20 protein-coding genes and 1 rRNA gene are annotated in these 17,706 nt (G+C 71.6%); 10 read left to right on the top strand and 11 right to left on the bottom strand.

Annotation, left to right across the window (positions count from 1 at the left end; genetic code table 11):
* Together ACFY1H_RS42595 and ACFY1H_RS42590 are read left to right on the top strand one after the other, a co-directional pair.
* Window positions 1-468: a nitroreductase family deazaflavin-dependent oxidoreductase gene (locus ACFY1H_RS42595; RefSeq protein ID WP_366590349.1), complete on the top strand. Its 468-nt coding sequence runs from the start codon at window positions 1-3 to the stop codon at window positions 466-468.
* Between the two features lie 33 nt (window positions 469-501).
* Complete coding sequence (locus ACFY1H_RS42590) at window positions 502-834, top strand: YciI family protein (protein WP_366590347.1); 333 nt, start codon at window positions 502-504, stop codon at window positions 832-834.
* Window positions 835-851: 17 nt separating this feature from the next.
* On the opposite strand, the gene ACFY1H_RS42585 is transcribed toward ACFY1H_RS42590, so the two are convergent.
* From ACFY1H_RS42585 to ACFY1H_RS42565, 5 genes are all read right to left on the bottom strand, one after another.
* Window positions 852-1,769, bottom strand: coding sequence for a sigma-70 family RNA polymerase sigma factor (locus ACFY1H_RS42585; RefSeq protein ID WP_366590345.1), 918 nt, complete (start codon window positions 1,767-1,769; stop codon window positions 852-854).
* A 1-nt stretch (window position 1,770) separates the two neighbouring features.
* Window positions 1,771-2,160: an SgcJ/EcaC family oxidoreductase gene (locus ACFY1H_RS42580; RefSeq protein ID WP_366590343.1), complete on the bottom strand. Its 390-nt coding sequence runs from the start codon at window positions 2,158-2,160 to the stop codon at window positions 1,771-1,773.
* A 59-nt stretch (window positions 2,161-2,219) separates the two neighbouring features.
* A complete protein-coding gene (locus ACFY1H_RS42575; RefSeq protein ID WP_386955874.1) occupies window positions 2,220-3,446 on the bottom strand; it encodes an RNA polymerase sigma factor in 1,227 nt (408 codons plus the stop codon).
* Window positions 3,446-3,829: a YciI family protein gene (locus ACFY1H_RS42570; protein WP_366590338.1), complete on the bottom strand. Its 384-nt coding sequence runs from the start codon at window positions 3,827-3,829 to the stop codon at window positions 3,446-3,448. Before ACFY1H_RS42570 ends, ACFY1H_RS42575 begins: the two co-directional genes overlap by 1 nt.
* Window positions 3,830-3,897: 68 nt before the next feature.
* The gene (locus tag ACFY1H_RS42565) at window positions 3,898-4,638 is read right to left on the bottom strand and encodes a TetR/AcrR family transcriptional regulator (RefSeq protein WP_366590335.1); all 741 of its coding nucleotides are present in this window, start codon (window positions 4,636-4,638) and stop codon (window positions 3,898-3,900) included.
* 111 nt (window positions 4,639-4,749) lie between these two features.
* On the opposite strand from ACFY1H_RS42565, the gene ACFY1H_RS42560 reads away from it, so the two are divergent.
* Window positions 4,750-6,294, top strand: a complete 1,545-nt coding sequence (locus tag ACFY1H_RS42560; RefSeq protein ID WP_386955873.1) for an FAD-dependent monooxygenase — start codon at window positions 4,750-4,752, stop codon at window positions 6,292-6,294.
* Window positions 6,295-6,705: 411 nt separating this feature from the next.
* On the opposite strand, the gene ACFY1H_RS42555 is transcribed toward ACFY1H_RS42560, so the two are convergent.
* A complete protein-coding gene (locus tag ACFY1H_RS42555; RefSeq protein WP_386955872.1) occupies window positions 6,706-8,061 on the bottom strand; it encodes an FAD-dependent monooxygenase in 1,356 nt (451 codons plus the stop codon).
* 112 nt (window positions 8,062-8,173) lie between these two features.
* On the opposite strand from ACFY1H_RS42555, the gene ACFY1H_RS42550 reads away from it, so the two are divergent.
* On the top strand, window positions 8,174-8,734 hold the full coding sequence (locus tag ACFY1H_RS42550; protein WP_386955871.1) for a TetR family transcriptional regulator: 561 nt from the start codon (window positions 8,174-8,176) through the stop codon (window positions 8,732-8,734).
* A 13-nt stretch (window positions 8,735-8,747) separates the two neighbouring features.
* On the opposite strand, the gene ACFY1H_RS42545 is transcribed toward ACFY1H_RS42550, so the two are convergent.
* A complete protein-coding gene (locus ACFY1H_RS42545; RefSeq protein ID WP_386955870.1) occupies window positions 8,748-9,368 on the bottom strand; it encodes an L-threonylcarbamoyladenylate synthase in 621 nt (206 codons plus the stop codon).
* A gap of 73 nt (window positions 9,369-9,441) precedes the next feature.
* On the opposite strand from ACFY1H_RS42545, the gene ACFY1H_RS42540 reads away from it, so the two are divergent.
* From ACFY1H_RS42540 to ACFY1H_RS42525, 4 genes are all read left to right on the top strand, one after another.
* Window positions 9,442-10,161 (top strand): MgtC/SapB family protein, encoded by a 720-nt coding sequence (locus ACFY1H_RS42540; protein ID WP_386955869.1) that lies wholly within the window; start codon window positions 9,442-9,444, stop codon window positions 10,159-10,161.
* A gap of 120 nt (window positions 10,162-10,281) precedes the next feature.
* Window positions 10,282-11,304 carry a M protein gene (locus ACFY1H_RS42535; protein WP_366590320.1) on the top strand — a complete coding sequence of 341 codons (1,023 nt, stop codon included), beginning with the start codon at window positions 10,282-10,284 and terminating at the stop codon, window positions 11,302-11,304.
* 126 nt (window positions 11,305-11,430) lie between these two features.
* The gene (locus ACFY1H_RS42530; RefSeq protein WP_386955868.1) at window positions 11,431-12,147 is read left to right on the top strand and encodes a CPBP family intramembrane glutamic endopeptidase; all 717 of its coding nucleotides are present in this window, start codon (window positions 11,431-11,433) and stop codon (window positions 12,145-12,147) included.
* 78 nt (window positions 12,148-12,225) lie between these two features.
* On the top strand, window positions 12,226-12,507 hold the full coding sequence (locus tag ACFY1H_RS42525) for a metal-sensitive transcriptional regulator (RefSeq protein ID WP_366590316.1): 282 nt from the start codon (window positions 12,226-12,228) through the stop codon (window positions 12,505-12,507).
* A gap of 84 nt (window positions 12,508-12,591) precedes the next feature.
* On the opposite strand, the gene ACFY1H_RS42520 is transcribed toward ACFY1H_RS42525, so the two are convergent.
* Window positions 12,592-14,826: a heavy metal translocating P-type ATPase gene (locus ACFY1H_RS42520; RefSeq protein ID WP_386955867.1), complete on the bottom strand. Its 2,235-nt coding sequence runs from the start codon at window positions 14,824-14,826 to the stop codon at window positions 12,592-12,594.
* A gap of 6 nt (window positions 14,827-14,832) precedes the next feature.
* Entirely contained in the window at window positions 14,833-15,039 is a 207-nt protein-coding gene (locus tag ACFY1H_RS42515) for a heavy-metal-associated domain-containing protein (RefSeq protein WP_220243038.1), read from the bottom strand.
* A 112-nt stretch (window positions 15,040-15,151) separates the two neighbouring features.
* Here ACFY1H_RS42515 and cobF point away from each other — a divergent pair, with 112 nt between their 5' ends.
* The gene (gene cobF / locus ACFY1H_RS42510) at window positions 15,152-15,913 is read left to right on the top strand and encodes a precorrin-6A synthase (deacetylating) (protein ID WP_386955865.1); all 762 of its coding nucleotides are present in this window, start codon (window positions 15,152-15,154) and stop codon (window positions 15,911-15,913) included.
* A gap of 6 nt (window positions 15,914-15,919) precedes the next feature.
* Here the strand turns inward: cobF and ACFY1H_RS42505 are convergent, their stop codons facing one another.
* The gene (locus ACFY1H_RS42505) at window positions 15,920-16,495 is read right to left on the bottom strand and encodes a TetR/AcrR family transcriptional regulator (RefSeq protein ID WP_386955864.1); all 576 of its coding nucleotides are present in this window, start codon (window positions 16,493-16,495) and stop codon (window positions 15,920-15,922) included.
* Window positions 16,496-16,587: 92 nt separating this feature from the next.
* On the opposite strand from ACFY1H_RS42505, the gene ACFY1H_RS42500 reads away from it, so the two are divergent.
* Window positions 16,588-17,532, top strand: coding sequence for an NADP-dependent oxidoreductase (locus tag ACFY1H_RS42500; protein ID WP_366590305.1), 945 nt, complete (start codon window positions 16,588-16,590; stop codon window positions 17,530-17,532).
* An 86-nt stretch (window positions 17,533-17,618) separates the two neighbouring features.
* On the opposite strand, the gene rrf is transcribed toward ACFY1H_RS42500, so the two are convergent.
* Window positions 17,619-17,706: ribosomal RNA gene (rrf, locus tag ACFY1H_RS42495) — 5S ribosomal RNA — on the bottom strand; the annotation flags it as partial.

Raw genomic sequence — 17,706 nt, 5'->3', positions numbered from 1 at the left:
ATGGGACTGCGAAAGCTCCTCACCGGGTTCGGCAAGACCCCCGCGTTCGCCGCGCTCGGCCGGGCGCTCGTCCCCGCCGACCGCCTGATGCTGCGCGTGACCGGCGGCCGCCTCGGCGTCGGCACGCCGCTGGGTCTGCCGGCCCTGCTGCTCACCACGGTCGGCCGCACGAGCGGTGAGCCGCGCCAGGTGCCGCTGCTCTACGTCGAACGCGACGGGGGCTACGTCGTGATCGGCTCCAACTGGGGCGGCGAGAAACAACCCGCGTGGTCGGCGAACCTGCTCGCCCAGCCCGAGGCGACGGTCAGCATGCGCGGGCGCACCACCCCGGTCCGCGGCCGGCTCCTCGAAGGCGACGAGCGCCAGGAGATGTGGGACGCCGTCGCCCGGTACTGGCCCGCCTACGACACGTACGCCGTGCGCGCCGCCCATCGCGAAATCCGGGTGTTCCTCCTCTCGCCCCGGTAGCTTGGGCCATTCGGCCGAGCGAAGGAGAGGCGGATGCCGCACTACGCGATCCTGATCTACGAACGCGAGACGCCCGGCGGCGTCGCGGATCTCCCGCCCGAGCTGCTTGAAGAGCACGCCCGCGTCGAGGACCGCATCACCGCTTCGGGCGGCACGCTGATCGCCGGGTACGCCACCCAGCCCTCGGCCATGACGCGGTCGCTTCGCGGCGCGTCGGTCACCCCCGGCGCCTTCGCGGTGAGCCCGGAAGCCATGGCCGGCTTCTTCATCGTCGACGCGCGCGACCTCGACCACGCCGTGGAGATCGGCGGTTTCGTCCCCGTGCTCGACGGCGGCGTCGAGGTCCGGCCGCTGCTCGGCGGCTGAGTCCGAACGGGCGGGCTTCAGCGAGTGAGCACCGGCGCCAGGCCGAACACCTCGAACACCCCGGGGTCCTGGAACACGACGGTGTGCGCGACGCGGCCGTCGGCGATCGAGAACACCTGCAGCGTGTGCAAGCGGAAGTCCGAGCCGTCCCAGCAGTAGGCGGCGAAGGCCGGCTGGCCGTTGGCGTGCGTACGCCGCAGCTGCCAGCGCGTGCCGCGCATCTCGAACACGCGCGCCATGAAGCGGGCGTAGTCGGCGCGGCCGCGGTACCAGAGCGGGACGGGCGGCATCTCCAGCACGACCTCGTCGGTCAGCAGAGAAACCAGCGCGTCGACGTCGGCCGCCTCGAAAGCGCGGACATAGCCGTCGATCACCTCGTCCCCCGATTCGGTGAGCTCGTCGGCCGACACCCCGGCGACGCCGGTTCGCGCGCGTTGCAAGGCGCTGTTCACCGAGGCCGCGGTGGTGCCGAGCAGTTCGGCGACCTCGACGGCGCTGAAGTCGAGCACGTCCCGCAACACGAGCACCGCGCGTTGACGCGGCGGCAGCATCTGCATCGCCGCGACGAACGCGAGCCGCACGCCCGAGCGCGCGGCGGTGACGGCGGCCGGGTCGTCGGGCAGCGGCTGCAGCCACGGCACGTCGAACGCCGGCACCAGCGGCTGCAGCGGGTCTTCGCTCGGGCCGCCGAGTCCCGTCGGCAACGGCCGGCGGGCGCGGCCTTCGAGCGCGGTGAGGCACGCGTTGGTCGCGATGCGGTAGAGCCAGGTCCGGATCGAGGCGCGCGTGCTGTCGTAGCGATCCCACGCGCGCCAGGCGCGCAGCATCGTCTCCTGCACGAGGTCCTCGGCCTCGTGCACCGAGCCGAGCAGGCGGTAGCAGTGCACCACCAGCTCGGCCCGGTGCGGACCGGTGCTCGCCGCGAAGTCGGGCACGTCAGTGCGCCGGGGCGTTGCTGTAGGCGGCGACCGACCACGACCCGTCGGCGCGGGTCAGGACCCAGGTGGCGATGCGCTCGCGTTCGGCCGGCAGGGCGTCCTCGCCGGCGAACAGGATCCCGGCGCGGCTGACGACGATCGCGGTGTCGCCGTCCACGCGCACGTCCTGCGGCTCGTCGACGCCGCGCGAACCCTTGAGCGGACCGGCGAACGCGGCGCCCATGTACTCGCGCACGGCGGCACGGCCCTGGTGGAAGACGCCGGGCATCACCACGGTCGCGTTCTCTGTGTAGCGCGCGGCGAACGCGTCGGCGTCGTTGTCGGCCCACGCGGCGTAGAGGCCGGTCAGCAGATCGCGGATCTCGGTGGGGGTGGCGGTGGTGGTCATCGTGGCGGTCCCTTCCGTGAAGTGGTTTCGCAGGGACATACCGGCGGGCCGCCCGGAACTCATCGCCGAACCGGCAGGAACTTTTCGGCTCGCGATTGCAGGTACCGGCGTTCGGGCAGGCTCGACGTCCGTTTGGCCGCGCGGAGGTAGTGCGCGTGGGCCGCGTCGGTGTCGCCGGCGAGCTCCAGCAGGTGGGCGCGCACGGCGTCGAGGCGGTGGCCCTGCTTGAGCCGGCTGTCGTCCGCCACGGTGGCGAGCAGGGCCAGCGCGGCGGCCGGCCCGTCGACCATCGCGACGGCGATCGCCCGGTTGAGCGTCACGACCGGGCTCGGCGCGAGCTCCGCCAGCACGTTGTAGAGCTCGACGATCTGCGGCCAGTCCGTGGTCTCGGTGCTCGCCGCGCGGTCGTGCAGCGCGGCGATCGCGGCCTGCACCTGGTACGGCCCCACCGGTCCGCGCCCGAGCGTGCGGTTCACGAGCACGAGGCCCTCCGCGATCAGCGGCACCGTCCACAAGCGACGGTCCTGGTCGGCCAGCGGCAGCAACGCACCCTCGTGCGTCCGCGCGGGGCGCCGGGCGTCCGTGAGCAACATCAGGGCGAGCAGTCCCGCGACCTCACCGTCGTCGGGCAGCAGCGTGTGCACGGCGCGGGTCAGCCGGATCGCTTCCGCGGTCAGCTCCACGCGGTGCAGCTCCTCGCCCGAAGACGCGGTGTAGCCCTCGTTGAAGATCAGGTACAGCACGTGGAGCACGACCTGCAGCCGCGCGGGCCAGTCCTCGGCCGAGGGCTCGGCGAACGTCGACCCCGCGACCGCGATGCTCTCCTTCGCGCGCGTGATCCGCCGCGTCATCGTGGCCTCGGGCACCAGGAACGCGGTCGCGATCTCCGCCGTGGTCAGGCCGCCCACCGCGCGCAACGTCAGCGCGACCTGCGAGCTCGGCGTCACCGCCGGATGGCAGCACAGGAACAGCAGCGTCAACGTGTCGTCGTGCTCCGGCGCGCGGTCCTCGCCCGGCCCGGCCACCTGGGTGACCTCTTGGACGGCCACGTTCTCCTCGCGCCGGCGCCGGGCGCTCTCGCTGCGCCACAAGTCGGTGAGCCGCCGGGTCGCGACGGTGAGCAGCCACGCGCGCGGGTTGTCCGGCACGTCTCCGTCGGCCCACTGCTCGACGGCCGCGAGCAACGCCTCCTGCACGGCGTCCTCGCACGCCTCGAACTGGCCGTACCGGCGCACCAGCACCCCGAGCACCTGCGGCACGAGCGGCCGGAGCAGGTCGACGTCCATCAGCCGGGCTCGATGTCGCTCTCGGCGTCGGCGTAGAACAGGATCGGCCGGACCTCGACACCGAGGCCCTCGATCCCGGCGTCGGGGATCATCGCGGCGACCTCGAGCGCGCGCTCCCGGCTCTCGCACTCCACCAGGTAGAAGCCCGCGAGGAACTCCTTCGACTCGATGAACGGCCCGTCGGTCACCGCCGGCACCCCGTCGCGGACGCGCACCACGGCACTGTCCGCGGGCGAACCGAGCGCCTGGGTGTTGATCATCTCGCCCGTCGCGCGGATCTTCGCCATGAAGTCACCCTGGCCGGCCATGACCGCGTTGCGGGTCTCCTCCGAGAGGCCGTCCCAGACCTCGGGGTTCATGTGCATGATCAGCAGGAACTTCACGACGTCCTCCCCGGTGCGGATCCCGACGAGGCCCAACCTAGCGTGTCCCGGACCACACGGCGCCGGTGCTACAGGCGCGCGGCGATCCCGTCGAGCAGGCAGTCGAGCCCGAGCTCGAACTGAACGTCTTCGGCGGGGGTGGCCGGGGCGTGGGGGTCGGCGCTGAGGAAGTCCTTGACCACGCGTTCGAGCAGCGGGAAACGCGGCTCCGCGTCGCTGAAGTCGACGAACCAGGCTCCGGCCAGTTCCTGGACGTCGCCGAGCCCGCGGAACCCCTGCCGCTGCCACATCTTCCGCTCCTCGGTCCGCTGCAGGGCCTGGCCGACGACGTAACCGTCGAGCAGCCGGTGGTAGGAGACCGCGGCCGGCAGGTCCTGGCCCAGCCCGACGAAGGTGCTCAGCACGAACTCCTGGCGGCGGCTCGCGTGCGGCCCGGCGGGCGGGCGCTGGTGCACGAGCTCGGCGAACCACGAGTGGCGTTTCATCATCGACCACGAGTCGTGCGCGACGCGCGAGAGCTCGGCACGCCAGTCCTCGCTCGGCTTCTCGGGGGTGGTGACCTCGGCGTTCGCGGCGTCGAGCATGAGGTCGACGAGGCCGTCCTTGTTGTGCACGTAGCGGTAGAGCGACATGGGCGTGGACGAGCCCAGCTCCTTCGCGACGGCGCGCATGGTGAGCGCGTCGGAGCCACCGGAGTCGGCGATCGCGATCGCGGTCTTCACGATCTCCGCGCGGCCGAGGCCCCACCGCCGTTCCGGTGGTTCGGGCAGCAGCCAGATCGGCGGGGTCGGGGTTCCCTGAGCGCTCAAGCGGCCTCCTGTCGGTTGCGTCGATCCTACTCGGCGTGTACAACGTACATAGAGTGTACGACGTACACACACGATCAATGGATGTCCAAGCCGGTCGAATTGGGGGTTGTCATGAACGAACGGACGCAGGTGCTGATCAGCGGCGGTGGGGTCGCCGGATTGACCGCCGCGCTGCTGCTGCACCACCACGGCGTGCGCGCGGTGCTGGTGGAGAAGCACGCGAGCACGTCACCGCAGCCGAAGGCGCGGCGGTTCAACCACCGCAGCAACGAGGTGTTCCGCGCGCTCGGCCTGAGCGACGCGGTGGCGGAGGCGAGTGCGCCGCTGGCGTCGTTCGCGGGGATGCTGAGCGGGCCGACGCTGGCCGAGGCGACGTGGCCGGAGGTCACGCCGGCAATGGAGGCCGGCATGGCGCAGTTCGGCCGGATGAACGATCAGAGCCCGGCGCCGAGCGTGCTGTGCCCGCAGGACGTGCTGGAGCCGGTATTGCGCCGCGCCGCGGAGGATCGTGGGGTTTCGGTGCGGTTCTCGACGGAGCTGGTGTCGTTCACGCAGTCCCCCTCGGAGGTCACGGCGTCGCTGCGTTCCGCCGGGGGCGAGATCTCGGAAGTGACGGCGGATTACCTGATCGCGGCCGACGGGGCGCGCAGCCCGGTCCGCGAGGCGCTGGGGATCCCGCGCAGCGGCTACGGCCACCTCGCGGACAACCTCGACATCGCCTTCCGCGCGGATCTCACGGATCTGGTGCGGGACAAGAAGTTCAACCTGTGCCGGATCGAGAACCCGGCGGCGTCGGGCGCGTTCGTGTCGGTGAACGGCACCGATCGGGGGCTGTTCTCCACGTCGGACTTCACCGGCTCCGCGACCCTGGGCGACGACGGCTGGCGCGACCTGCTGCGCACCGTGGTCGGCGTACCGGACCTCGACGTGGAGGTGCTGAGCCTGATGCCGTGGGAGTCGGGCATGTACGTGGCCGACCGCTACGCCGAGGGCCGCGTCTTCCTCGCCGGCGACGCCGCGCACGCCATGCCGCCCCTGGCCGCGGCCGGCGCGAACACCGCGATCGGCGACGTCCACAACCTGGCGTGGAAGCTCGCGGCCGTGCTCGCCGGGTCGGCGTCACCCGCGCTGCTCGACACCTACCACGCCGAACGCCGGCCCCTGGGCTACGCGACGGCCGAGTTCTCCAGCCGGATCAGCGGCCACCTGGGCACCATGATCACGTCCGTCACCAGCGGCGACGTCCCGGTCGACCCGGTCACCGCCCTCTTCGGCGTGCAGTACGACGAGGGCGCCTTCGTCCCCGACACCCGCGGCCCCGCCCCCTCCGACCACTACGCGCCGGCCGGCCGGCCTGGCACCCGCGTGCCCCACGCCTGGGTCTCGCCCGGGGTGTCCACTGTGGACGTCGCCGGCCCGGGCTTCGTCCTCCTCACTCCGCCCGGCGAAACCCACTGGACCGCGATCGCCCACCACCTCGGCCTCCGCACGGTCTCGATCCCCGACCCCACCTGGCTCACCTCCACCGCCCTCTCCCCCGACGGCGCCCTCCTCCTCCGCCCCGATGCCATCGTCGCGTGGCACTCGTCCTCCGACCTCCCCCTCGCCGACGCCTGCGCCCGCATCCTCGGCCACCCGGCGGCCGTCGTTGGCTGACCACTCCCACGGGCGGCCGTCCGACGCGGCCCGCCCACCGTGCCCAGCCCGGCTCGGCGGCCGAAGTACACGCCCGGATCCCCCACGCCCACATGCACATCAGCCCGGACCAGGACCTCCCCGCGCGAACACCTCCTGGTCCGGCCGACTCGCGAGGCGGTGGTCACCCACGAAGACATGACCGCCACGCAACCACCAACACAGGCAGCCGCCCGAGCAAGCCGAGCTCACCGGCCGCAGCACCCCACCGCATCCCGCCCCAGCCCATATGGGCCACGGACCGGACCAGTACCTGCCCGCACCTCCACACGAACACCACCTGGTCCGGCAACCCGGCCGAGCGGTGCTCGCCGACGAAGACATGACCGCCCCGCAACCACCAACACAGGCAGCCACCCGGGCAAACCGAGCTCACCGGCCGAAGTACCGCGCCGGATCCCCGACCCAGCCGACGTGCGCATCCGGCCGCACCAGCACCTCCCCGGCACCCCGTGCGAACACCACCCGCTCCGGCAATCCGGCCGGCCGGCGGTCACCGACGTACACAAACCGGCCACCCCGCAACTGCTCGTACAGCCGGCTCCCAGGAAGCACCCGGTCCTCAGCACGAGCTCCGACCAGACGATCAGCACCCTTCGGAGGCGCGTAACGAATACCCACCCCCGAGACAACCCCCGCGACGCGGCGGGCGAGCGGGCCCACGGACAACGCGGCGCCGAGGAGGCGGTTGCGGGCTTCGCGGAGCACGAGCGGCTTGATCATCGCCAGGCGGATGATCGCGCCGCTGCTGCGGAGCACGAGGCGGCCGACCGGGTGGCGCTCGGTCTCGTACGTGTCGAGCAGCGTCTCCGGCATGCGGCCGGCCAGGACCTCGGCGAGTTTCCAGCTCAGGTTGGCCGCGTCCTGCAGGCCGGTGTTCATGCCCTGGCCGCCGGCGGGTGAGTGGACGTGGGCGGCGTCGCCGGCGAGGAAGACGCGGCCGGAGCGGTAGTGCGGGGCCTGGCGCTCGTCGCTGTGGAAGCGGGAGAGCCAGCGGGCGTCGTGCATGCCGAGGTCGGTGCCGAGGGAGCGGCGGGTGATGTCGCGGACCTCGTCGAGCGAGAGCGGCGCGTCGTCCGGCGCCTGGGAGCGCCGGTCCCAGGCGAACACGCGGTAGTAGCCGTCGCCGAAGGGGGCGACGAACGCGAAGCCGTCGCCGACGCCGTTGACCATGAGGAGGTCTTCGGGCGGCGAGGCGAGGCGGACGTCGGCCAGCATGATCGACTTCAGCACCGAACGGCCGGGGAACGGCAGGCCGAGCTGCCGGCGTACGACGCTGTGCAGGCCGTCGGTGCCGACGAGGTAGCGGGCGCGGTAGCGCGCGCCGTCGGCGGTGGTGACGTCGACGCCGTCGTGGTCCTGGGCGAGCGTGCGCACCGCGGCGCCCCACACGAACTTCGCGCCCAGCCGCTCGGCGCGCGAACGCAGGATCTCCTCGGTGTGGGTCTGCGGGGTGATCAGCAGGTAGCCGTAGCGCGAGGGCAGCTTCGCGAGGTCGATCTCGACCCGGTCGAACAGCCGCAGCTCACGCAGCCGCGCGCCGGTGGCGATGAGCTCGTCGGCGACGCCGCGCACGTCGAGGTGCTCCAGCGTGCGGGCGTGCACCCCGAACGCCCGGGTCAGGTTCGATCCCGTGGTCCGCCGTTCGAGCACCGTCACGGCCACGCCCGCCTCGGCGAGATCCCCGGCGAGCAGCAGCCCGACGGGTCCGGCTCCGACCACCAGCACTTCCGATTCCATGCCGACCCCCAAGTCAACATCCGTTTGCCAACACCTGTTGGCATTCAGTAGACGCCCTGGTACTAGCTGTGTCAACACCTGTTGGCCTACAGTTGTTGGCATGACCTCGGCCCGACCCCGGCGCTCCGACGCGACGCGCGCCGCCATCCTCGACGCCGCCCGCGAGCGCTTCGCCGCGGACGGGTACGAGCGCGCGACGATCCGCGCGATCGCGGCCGACGCGGCCATCGACCCGTCGATGGTGATGCGCTACTACGGCTCCAAGGAGAAGCTCTTCGCGGCCGCGGCCCAGTTCGACCTGCGCCTGCCCGACTTCACGCAGCTGCCGCTCGAAAACATCGGCACGCTGCTCGCCCGGCACGTGCTGGCGCGCTGGTCGGGCGACGAGACGCTGTTCGCGCTCCTGCGCGCGGGCGTCACCAACGATACGGCGGCCGGACGCATGCGCTCGATCTTCGCCGACCAGCTCGGACCGCAGGTCGCGAAGGTGTGCCCGGATCCCGCCGAGGCGCCGGTGCGCGCCGGGCTGATCTCGTCGCAGGTGCTGGGTCTGGCGCTGTGCCGGTTCGTGCTGCGGCTACCGCCGGTCGCGGAGATGACCGACGACGAGGCCGTGCGCTGGCTCGGGCCGACGCTGCAGCGCTACCTCGTGGGGTACTGAGCTCCCTCGAAGCTCACTCGAACCGCGTCGCGTCGCCCGCGCCGTAGCGGACGATCTCCGCCTCACCGGACGAGAAGTCGACCACCGTGGTCGGTTCGACGCCGCAGTCGCCGGAGTCGAGCACCGCGTCGAGCTGGTGATCGAGCTCTTCCTTGATCTCCCAGCCCTGCGTGAGGGGCTCGCCGGAGTCGGGCAGCAGCAGCGTGCTCGACAGGATCGGCTCCCCGAACTCGGCCAGCAGCGCCTGCGTGACCACGTGCTCCGGGATGCGCACGCCGACCGTCTTCTTCTTCGCGTGCATCAACCGCCGCGGCACTTCCTTCGTCGCGGGGAGGATGAACGTGTACGGCCCGGGCGTGGTGGCCTTGATCGCGCGGAACACCGCGTTGTCCACATGCACGAACTGCCCGAGCTGGGCGAAGTCCTGGCAGACGAGCGTGAAGTGGTGGCGGTGGTCGAGCTTGCGGATCGCCCGGATCCGCTCCATGCCCTCCTGGTTGCCGAGCCGGCAGCCGAGCGCGAAGCACGAGTCGGTGGGGTACGCGATGAGCCCGTCTTCGCGAAGCAGGTCCACAACCTGGGCCAGCGAGCGCCGCTGCGGGTTCTGCGGGTGCACGTCGAAGTAGCGGGCCATGCGCCGAGCTTAGGGGTGATCCACCTCGGGGGCCGGGCGGGCGCGCCAGCGCGCGGCGAGGCAAAGTGTCCGCGTGCACGCTCTCTGGTCCACGGACGCACAGTGGTCACTGCTGCTCCCCGTGCTGCTCGCCCTGGTGCTGAGCACGGCGATCGGCCTCGAGCGCGAGGTCGGCAACAAACAGGCCGGCCTGCGCACACACACGCTGGTGGGCGTGGGGTCGGCGGTGTTCATGCTCGTGTCGAAGTACGGGTTCGCCGATCTGCTGAACACCGAGCACGTGGCGCTCGACCCGTCGCGGATCGCGGCGCAGATCGTCTCGGGCATCGGGTTCGTCGGCGGCGGGCTGATCTTCGTGCGCCGCGACGCCGTGCGCGGGCTCACGACGGCCGCGACGGTGTGGCTCGCGGCGGCCGTCGGCGTCGCGTGCGGCGCGGGGCTGCCCGTGCTCGCGGTGGCGACGACCGTCGGACTGATCGTGATCACTCGCGGTTTCCCGCCCCTTTCCCGGTTCGTGGCACGGCATCGGCGTGAACCACCCATTCTGCGGCTGAGCTACTCCGATGGGCACGGAGTTTTGCGAAACGTTCTCGCGAGCTGTACCGAACGCGGCTGGGTGGTCCACCAGGTGGCGGTCGACAGGGAGACGGTTTCCGAAGAGGGGCAACGGATCGCGGTCGTCACGCTGCGCCTGCAGGGCCGCGGTGATCTCGCGGAATTGACGGCGGAACTCGCGGAACTGGCCGGTGTGCGGAGCACCGCGACGGGCGCGGAAGATCCACTCGAAGATTGATCGCGTGCCTGTCCACACAGCGGCCCGGTCTTCGGGCACACTGGACGGCACACGGAAACCTCGGTGCGGCAACGAAAAAAACGCGCCCGGGGAGAAACCATCCAAATGGGAGGTGAGGCCATGGCCCCCGAAGGTGGCGAGGACCTGATGTCCGTCGAGCCGCGTTTCGAACCGGCTTGGCGCGGCTATCACCGAGGCCAGGTCAAGGAATTCGTGGCCTGGGCCCAGGAAGAGCTCCGCCGCGTGGCGGCCGAACGCGACGCGGCGATGCGGCGCTCGGCCCGGCTGGCGGAGCACAACCGCGAGCTGCACGCGACGATCGACCGCATCAGCCGCACCCCCATAGAAGCCGACGCGCTCCAGGAACGATCACGGCGCATGATCGAGCTGACTCGCGAAGAAGCTTCGGAAATCATCGCACGGGCAAAGGAAAAGGCGGAGCAGACGCGGCTCGACGCCGAGGCCGAGGCGGTGCGGCTCACCGAGAAGGAACGCGCGCTCGTCGCCGCGACCGAGGAAGATCGCCGTCGCCAGCAGGCCGCGCACGAGGAGTTCATGCGCCGCGCGGCCGCCGAACGCGCCGCCGCCGACGAGGCCGCCGCCACGCGGCGCCGCCGCATGGAGGACGACCTCACCGAGGCCCTGCACCAGCGCCGCACCGCAACGATCACCGAACTGGACACCCAGCGCACGAAAACGCTGCGCGAGCTCGACGCCCACCGCACCGAGACAGTGCGGAACCTGAACGCGCAGCGCACCGAAACGCTGCGCAAGCTGGAGACCGAACGCGTCGAAACCGAGCGGGCGCTGGCTGCCCAGCGCACGGAAACCCTGCGCGACCTGGAGAACCAGCGCACGGAAACCCACCGCGTGCTCGCCGCGCAGATCGCCGAAGCGCAGACGGAGGCCGACGCCCGGGTTCGCCGCGCGACCGAGCACGCCAACGACATCGTCACCCAGGCCGACGATCGCGTCGCCGAACTGACGGCCATCCACCACCGCCTGAAAACGGCGCTCACCGGCACGCGCGAGCTCCTCGCGTCGGCGACCGCCGCGCTCGACCCGCAGCCCGGCGACACCGACACCCCCGTGCCCGTCCAGCGCCGCAAACCGGCGCTCACCGAGGCAACCGCAACCGGCTGACCTGCGGTTGTCTCACTCCTGCAACTTCTTCCGGGCAGCCTGAGCACGCGGCGCCGCCCCGGCTTTTCACCCCGTCCCCGGCGTGGAGCGCCCTGCCGAGATCACGTGCGCCCCTAAGTTGGGGCCATGACCATCACCGGGCCGAGGACGTCGACGCGGTTGCTGCTCGTCGTCGTGTGCGTGGTGGTGCTGGCCACGGCGACCACGCTCGCCAACCGGGTCCTGCCGGGTTGGGCATACCCGATCTGCGGTGCGGTGACGGCGGCGGTGCTGCTCGCGCTCGCGTTCGGCGCCGGGTACACGTCGGCCGACCTCGGCGTCAGCCGCGCGACGCTCGGGCGGGCGGCCGTCACCGGGTTGATCGGGGCGGCGTTCTTCCTGGTCGTCTTCGGCATCGCGGCCGCGGTGCCGGCGTTGCGGACCGTCTACGACGACGGGCGCGTCGGCGACCCCGACCTGCCGCAACTGCTGTGGCTCACGCTCGGGCGGATCACGTTCGGCACGGTGATCGTGGAGGAGATCGCGTTCCGCGGCGTGCTGCCGGCGCTGCTCGGCGCGCGTGACGACCGCTGGCGGTGGGGGCCGATCCTCGGAGCGTCGGCGTTCTTCGGGCTGTGGCACTTCCTGCCGGCGCTGGCCGTCGGGCGCAACGCGGCCGTGCACGCGGCGTTGGGCGGCATCCCGACGCAGCTGTTGCAGGTGCTCGCGATGGTCGCGGCCGCCGCGGCGGGTGTCTTCCTGTACGCGTGGCGGCACTTCGGCCGGGGCGTGCTGGCGTCGGTGCTGGTGCACTTCACGACGAACGTCGGCGGGCTCGTCATCGCGGTGGCCGTCCGGGCGTGAATACGCATACCCCGTATCGGATACGTGGGGTGGGTATACTCGACGACGTACGGGTGCGAACGAAGGGGACGATGCGCGATGACGGGCTACGGCAACGAGCGGGATGCCTATCTGAAGCGTCTGCGCCGCATCGAGGGACAGATCCGGGGCCTGCAACGCATGGTCGAGGAGGACAAGTACTGCATCGACATCCTCACGCAGGTGTCGGCGGCCACGAAGGCGCTGCAGTCGTTCTCGCTCGAGTTGCTCGACGAGCACCTGGCCACCTGCGTCGTGGAGGCCGCGGCGGCCGGCGGTGAGGAAGCCGATCTGAAGGTCCGCGAGGCCTCCGACGCGATCGCGCGGCTGGTCCGCTCGTAGGTTCGGACGGTGAAATCCGGACCGTGAAATTCGGACACTGAAAGAGGGGCACCCCGGCCGGGGTGCCCCTCTTTTGTGTGCGATTCAGCGTGCGGCGCGGAAGCCGCGCAGGCGGAGGCTGTTCGAGACCACGAACACCGACGAAACGGCCATGGCAGCCCCGGCGATCATCGGGTTGAGCAGGCCGAACGCCGCCAGCGGCAGAGCGGCGACGTTGTAGGCGAAAGCCCAGAACAGATTGCCCTTGATCGTGCCGAGCGTGCGCCGCGCGAGGCGGATGGCGTCGACGGCGGCGCGCAGGTCACCGCGGACGAGAGTGAGGTCGCCGGCCTCGATGGCGGCGTCGGTGCCGGTGCCCATGGACAGGCCGAGGTCGGCTTGGGCGAGGGCGGCGGCGTCGTTCACGCCGTCGCCGACCATGGCGACCACGCGGCCCTCGGACTGCAGCCGCTTGACCACCGCGACCTTGTCTTCGGGCAGGACCTCGGCGATGACCTCGTCGATCCCGGCGGCCTGCGCGATGGCCTGAGCGGCGCCCGCGTTGTCACCGGTCAGCAGGACCGGGGTGAGGCCGAGCGCGCGCAGCTCGGCGACGGCTCGGGCCGAGGTGGGTTTGATCGTGTCGGCGACGACCAGCACGGCTTGGGCCGCGCCGTCCCAGGCCACGAACACCGCCGTGGCGCCCTGCTGCTCGGCCGCCGACTTGGCGTCGGCGAGCGGACCGTCGACGTGAATGCCCCAGTCGGCCAGGAAAGCGGCGCGGCCGGCGAGGACGGCGGTGCCGTCGACGAGGCCGGTGACGCCGAGGCCCTCGGTCGAGCGGAACTCCTGGACCGCGGGCAGTTCGCCGACGCGGTCGCGGGCGCCGGCCACGATGGCCTTCGCGATGGGGTGCTCGGAGGCGTCTTCGACGGCTCCGGCGTAGCGCAGGACCTCGGCCTCCGTGACGCCCTCGGCGGCGTGGACGGCGGTGAGGCTCATGCGACCGGTGGTGACGGTGCCGGTTTTGTCGAGCACGACGGTGTCGACGCGCCGGGTGGACTCGAGCACCTCGGGGCCCTTGATCAGGATGCCGAGCTGCGCGCCGCGGCCGGTGCCGACCAGCAGCGCCGTGGGCGTGGCGAGGCCGAGCGCGCAGGGGCAGGCGATGATCAGCACGGCGACCGCGGCGGTGAAGGCTTCGGCGACGTCGCCGCCACCGGCCAGCCACGCGACGAGGGTGATCAGAGCGAGCATGAGCACGATCGGGACGAAGATCCCGGACACCCGGTCGGCCAGCCGCTGGACGGCGGCCTTGCCGTTCTGGGCTTCCTCGACGAGGCGCGCCATCTGGGCGAGGCGGGTGTCGGCGCCGATCCGGGTGGCTTTCACGACCAGGCGGCCGCCGACGTTCACGGTCGCGCCGGTCACGGCGTCGCCGGCGGCGACTTCGACGGGCACGGACTCGCCGGTGATCATGCTGAGGTCGACCGCGGAGCTGCCTTCGGTGACCACGCCGTCGGTGGCGATCTTCTCGCCGGGCCGGACGACGAAGCTGTCGCCCACGCGCAGTTCGCTCACGGGGACCCGACGCTCGGTGCCGTTCCGGAGGACGGTGACGTCCTTCGCGCCGAGCTCGAACAACGCTCGCAGGGCGGCGCCGGAGCGGCGCTTGGCGCGGGCTTCGAAGTAGCGGCCGGCGAGGATGAACGTGGTGACGCCGGAGGCGACCTCGAGGTAGATGCTGTTCGTGCCCATCCCCGGCGTCACGGTCAGGGTGAAGGCGTCGCGCATCCCGGTCATGCCGGCGGTGCCGAAGAACAGGGCGTAGAGCGACCAGAGCGTGGCCGCGGAGACGCCGAGAGAGATCAGCGTGTCCATGGTCGCGGCGCCGTGGCGCAGGTTGGTCCACGCGGCGCGGTGGAACGGGAACGCGCCCCACACCACGACCGGCGCGGCCAGGGTGAGCGAGAGCCACTGCCAGTTGTCGAACTGCAGCGCGGGGACCATCGCGAGAAGGATCACCGGCACCGTCAGCAGCGCCGAGTAGACGAGCCGGTCGCGCAGGGGACGCGTCTCGTCGTCGGGCTCGGGCGCTTCGGGCTTCTCGGGCTCGGGGCGCTGCGCCGTGTAGCCGGTGGCCTCGACGACGCCGACCAGGTCGTCGACCGAGATCGTGGCCGGGAACTCGACGTGGGCCTTCTCGGTGGCGTAGTTGACGCTCGCCGTGACCCCGTCGACCTTGTTCAGCTTGCGCTCCACGCGGGCGGCGCACGAGGCGCACGTCATCCCGCCGATGACGAGCTCGACCGTCTGTGGAGCGTGTGTCGTCGTGGTCATGGCGGCCTACGCGACCAGCCGGTAGCCGGCCTCGGTGACGGCCGCCGAGACGGCGTCCACGGCCAGCGGCTGCTCGCTGACGACCTTCACCGCACCCGACGCGAGGTCCACGTCGACTTCCCGGACACCGGCGAGCTCCCCGACCTCTTCACGCACCGCGCCGACGCAGTGCGCGCAGGTCATACCCTCGACGGTGTAGGTGGCTTCGGTCATCACCGGCTCCTTCGTGCTGTGGCTTTCCTGATCTCTTTATACCCCTTGGGGGTAGGGGTTCACCACGTGGGCCGCCTGTGGGACCGGTTACCCGGCCCGGCAGACTGCGGTGATGCGGAAGCTCTACGCGATCGGGATCGGCGCCGGCGACCCGGAACACCTCACGGTGCAGGCGATCGACCGCCTCAACCGCGTCGACGTGTTCTTCGTCCTCGACAAGGGCTCCGCGAAGGCCGACCTCGTGCGGCTGCGCCAGGACATCCTGGCGCGCTTCGTCACACGCCCCCACCGCGTGGTCACGGCCACGGATCCTTCGCGCGACCGCACACCGACCGACTACCGCGCCGCTGTCGCCGACTGGCACGAGCTCCGCGCGGACGTCTACGAGCGCCTCATCCGCGACGAGCTCGGCCCCGACGACACCGGCGCCTTCCTCGTCTGGGGCGACCCGTCGCTGTACGACAGCACCATCGCCCTCATCGAGGCAGTCCTCGCGCGCGGCAACATCGCTTTCGACTACGAGGTGATCCCCGGCGTGAGCAGCATTTCCGCGCTGGTCGCCCGCCACCGCACGACGATGAACCAGATCGGCCGCGCCGTCCAGCTCACCACCGGCCGCCGCCTCGCCGCGGGCTGGCCCGCGGACGCCGACGACGTCTTCGTCCTGCTCGACGCCCACACCACCTTCGACCAGTTCGCCGACCAGGGGATCCACATCTACTGGGGCGCATACGTGGGGACGCCGGACGAGATTCTGCTGTCGGGCCCGCTGGACTCCGCCCTGGCGGCGCGCATCAGCTCGGTCCGTGCGGAGGCGCGGGAGAAGCACGGCTGGATCATGGACACGTATCTCCTGCGCCGGCCCCAGCGTTAAGGCGGCTCAGCCAGGCGGTGGCCGGAGGCCGTCGATCAGGAGGTTCAGCAGGCGGCCGGCCTTGGCCTCCTGCTCGCGCCGCGGGGCCACGGTGAAGATGCCGATGAGGGCGGCGGCGAGGTCTTCGGCGGTGACGTCGGAGCGCAGGTCGCCCGCCGCGCGGCCGGCGTCGAGGATCGTCGTGATGGCCGCCAGCAGTTCGGTCCGCGTCTGCGCGTGGGCGATCTCGCCCGACTCGATCATCGCGAGCAGCGTGTCGAGCATCCCGTTCTTGGTCGCGATCCAGTCGCCGAACAAGTCCATCCAGCGCCGCATCGCCGCGGCCGGGGGCACCCGGGCGAGCAGTTCACGAGCGCCGGTCGTCAGCCGCACGACCTGATCCCGGTAGACCGCGTCGACCAGGGACTCGCGGGTCGGGAAGTGCCGGTACAGCGTGGCGATGCCGACCCCGGCCTCGCGGGCGATCGCGCGCATCGACGGCTCGGCGTCAGCCGTCACGAACACGCGAGTCGCCACCGCGAGCAGCTGCTCGCGGTTACGGGTTGCGTCCGCGCGCGGCGTACGCATCTCCGCCTCAGCCAAAACGGATCACGCTCCGATTGTGTTAGGGTCGTCCATGCAAACGGAGCATAGTCCGTTTCACTGCGTTCCCTCAGCCAAGGAGACAGGCATACATGAGCGATCACTTGCCCACGAGCAGGAGCAGGGCGGTGCAGCTCGATTCGTTCGGCGGCCCTGAAGTCCTGGGCGTCCGCGAGATTCCCGCTCCGCAGGCCGGGCCGGGACAGGTCCGGGTGCGGGTCACCGCGGCCGGCCTGAACCCGATGGACTGGATCATGACCGCCGACGCGGACACCGCCGCCCGGTTCGGCTTGAGCCTCCCGGCCGGGTTCGGGACCGACTACGCGGGGGTCGTCGACCAGGTCGGTGCCGAAGTGACCGGCTTCGCGCCCGGCGACCGCGTGTTCGGAGGCGCCCTGTCGCGCGCGGTCGCCGACTTCGTGGTGATCGACCCGGCCGGGGCCGCGGCGAACGAGGCCCACCACACTCCCGAGGGCGTCGACGACCGCACCGCCGCCACCTTCACCATCGCCGGCCGCACGGCCTCCGCCGCCCTCGCCGCGGTGTCGCCCGGCCCGGGCGACACCGTGCTGATCGGCGGCGCGGGCGGCGGGGTCGGGGTCTTCGCCGTCCAGCTGGCGCGGATGGCCGGAGCGCGCGTGATCGGCACGGGATCAGCGGCGTCGTCCGAGTTCCTGCGCGAGCTGGGAGCGGAGCCGGTCACCTACGGCGACGGCCTGGCCGACCGGGTTCGAGCCCTCGCTCCCGGTGGGGTCACCGCCGCCATCGACCTGTACGGGACAGAGACACTGCACGCAGCGAGGGAACTCGGCGTTCCGGACAGCCGCATCTGCACCATCGCCACGAAAGTCGACGGGGTGCCGGCGGCCAACGGCGCGAACGCCGCTCCCGGTGCCCTGGAAGAGATCGCCCGCCTGGTCGCGGCAGGCCGGCTCCGGGTGCCGATCGCGGCGAGTTTCCCGGTCGAGCAGATCCACCGCGCGACTGAGCTCCAGGCCGGCCGGCACGTGCGCGGCAAGATCGTCATCGACCTCTAGATCAAGGCCGAAAATGGTGTGGAAATGCAGTCAGGCCCCGGGAGATCGCTGTCGCGTTCTCAACCGGGGCCTGACTGTCAAAGTAAGTTCGGCGGCGTCCTACTCTCCCACAACCCTTCGGTTGCAGTACCATCGGCGCTACCAGGCTTAGCTTCCGGGTTCGGAATGGGACCG

Origin of the sequence: Amycolatopsis sp. NPDC001319 (assembly GCF_042896185.1) — a bacterium.
Taxonomy (GTDB): Bacteria; Actinomycetota; Actinomycetes; order Mycobacteriales; family Pseudonocardiaceae; genus Amycolatopsis.
The sequence above is the reverse complement of the archived record's forward strand: the minus strand, read 5'-3'. Positions and strand labels throughout refer to the sequence as shown.

Coding starts and splice junctions, on each gene's coding strand:
- ACFY1H_RS42595 (WP_366590349.1), top strand. CDS start 1: ATGGGACTGCGAAAGCTCCTCACCGGGTTCGGCAAGACCCCCGCGTTC.
- ACFY1H_RS42590 (WP_366590347.1), top strand. CDS start 502: ATGCCGCACTACGCGATCCTGATCTACGAACGCGAGACGCCCGGCGGC.
- ACFY1H_RS42580 (WP_366590343.1), bottom strand. CDS start 2,160: ATGACCACCACCGCCACCCCCACCGAGATCCGCGATCTGCTGACCGGC.
- ACFY1H_RS42575 (WP_386955874.1), bottom strand. CDS start 3,446: ATGGACGTCGACCTGCTCCGGCCGCTCGTGCCGCAGGTGCTCGGGGTG.
- ACFY1H_RS42560 (WP_386955873.1), top strand. CDS start 4,750: ATGAACGAACGGACGCAGGTGCTGATCAGCGGCGGTGGGGTCGCCGGA.
- ACFY1H_RS42550 (WP_386955871.1), top strand. CDS start 8,174: ATGACCTCGGCCCGACCCCGGCGCTCCGACGCGACGCGCGCCGCCATC.
- ACFY1H_RS42545 (WP_386955870.1), bottom strand. CDS start 9,368: ATGGCCCGCTACTTCGACGTGCACCCGCAGAACCCGCAGCGGCGCTCG.
- ACFY1H_RS42535 (WP_366590320.1), top strand. CDS start 10,282: ATGGCCCCCGAAGGTGGCGAGGACCTGATGTCCGTCGAGCCGCGTTTC.
- ACFY1H_RS42530 (WP_386955868.1), top strand. CDS start 11,431: ATGACCATCACCGGGCCGAGGACGTCGACGCGGTTGCTGCTCGTCGTC.
- ACFY1H_RS42525 (WP_366590316.1), top strand. CDS start 12,226: ATGACGGGCTACGGCAACGAGCGGGATGCCTATCTGAAGCGTCTGCGC.
- ACFY1H_RS42520 (WP_386955867.1), bottom strand. CDS start 14,826: ATGACCACGACGACACACGCTCCACAGACGGTCGAGCTCGTCATCGGC.
- ACFY1H_RS42515 (WP_220243038.1), bottom strand. CDS start 15,039: ATGACCGAAGCCACCTACACCGTCGAGGGTATGACCTGCGCGCACTGC.
- cobF (WP_386955865.1), top strand. CDS start 15,152: ATGCGGAAGCTCTACGCGATCGGGATCGGCGCCGGCGACCCGGAACAC.
- ACFY1H_RS42500 (WP_366590305.1), top strand. CDS start 16,588: ATGAGCGATCACTTGCCCACGAGCAGGAGCAGGGCGGTGCAGCTCGAT.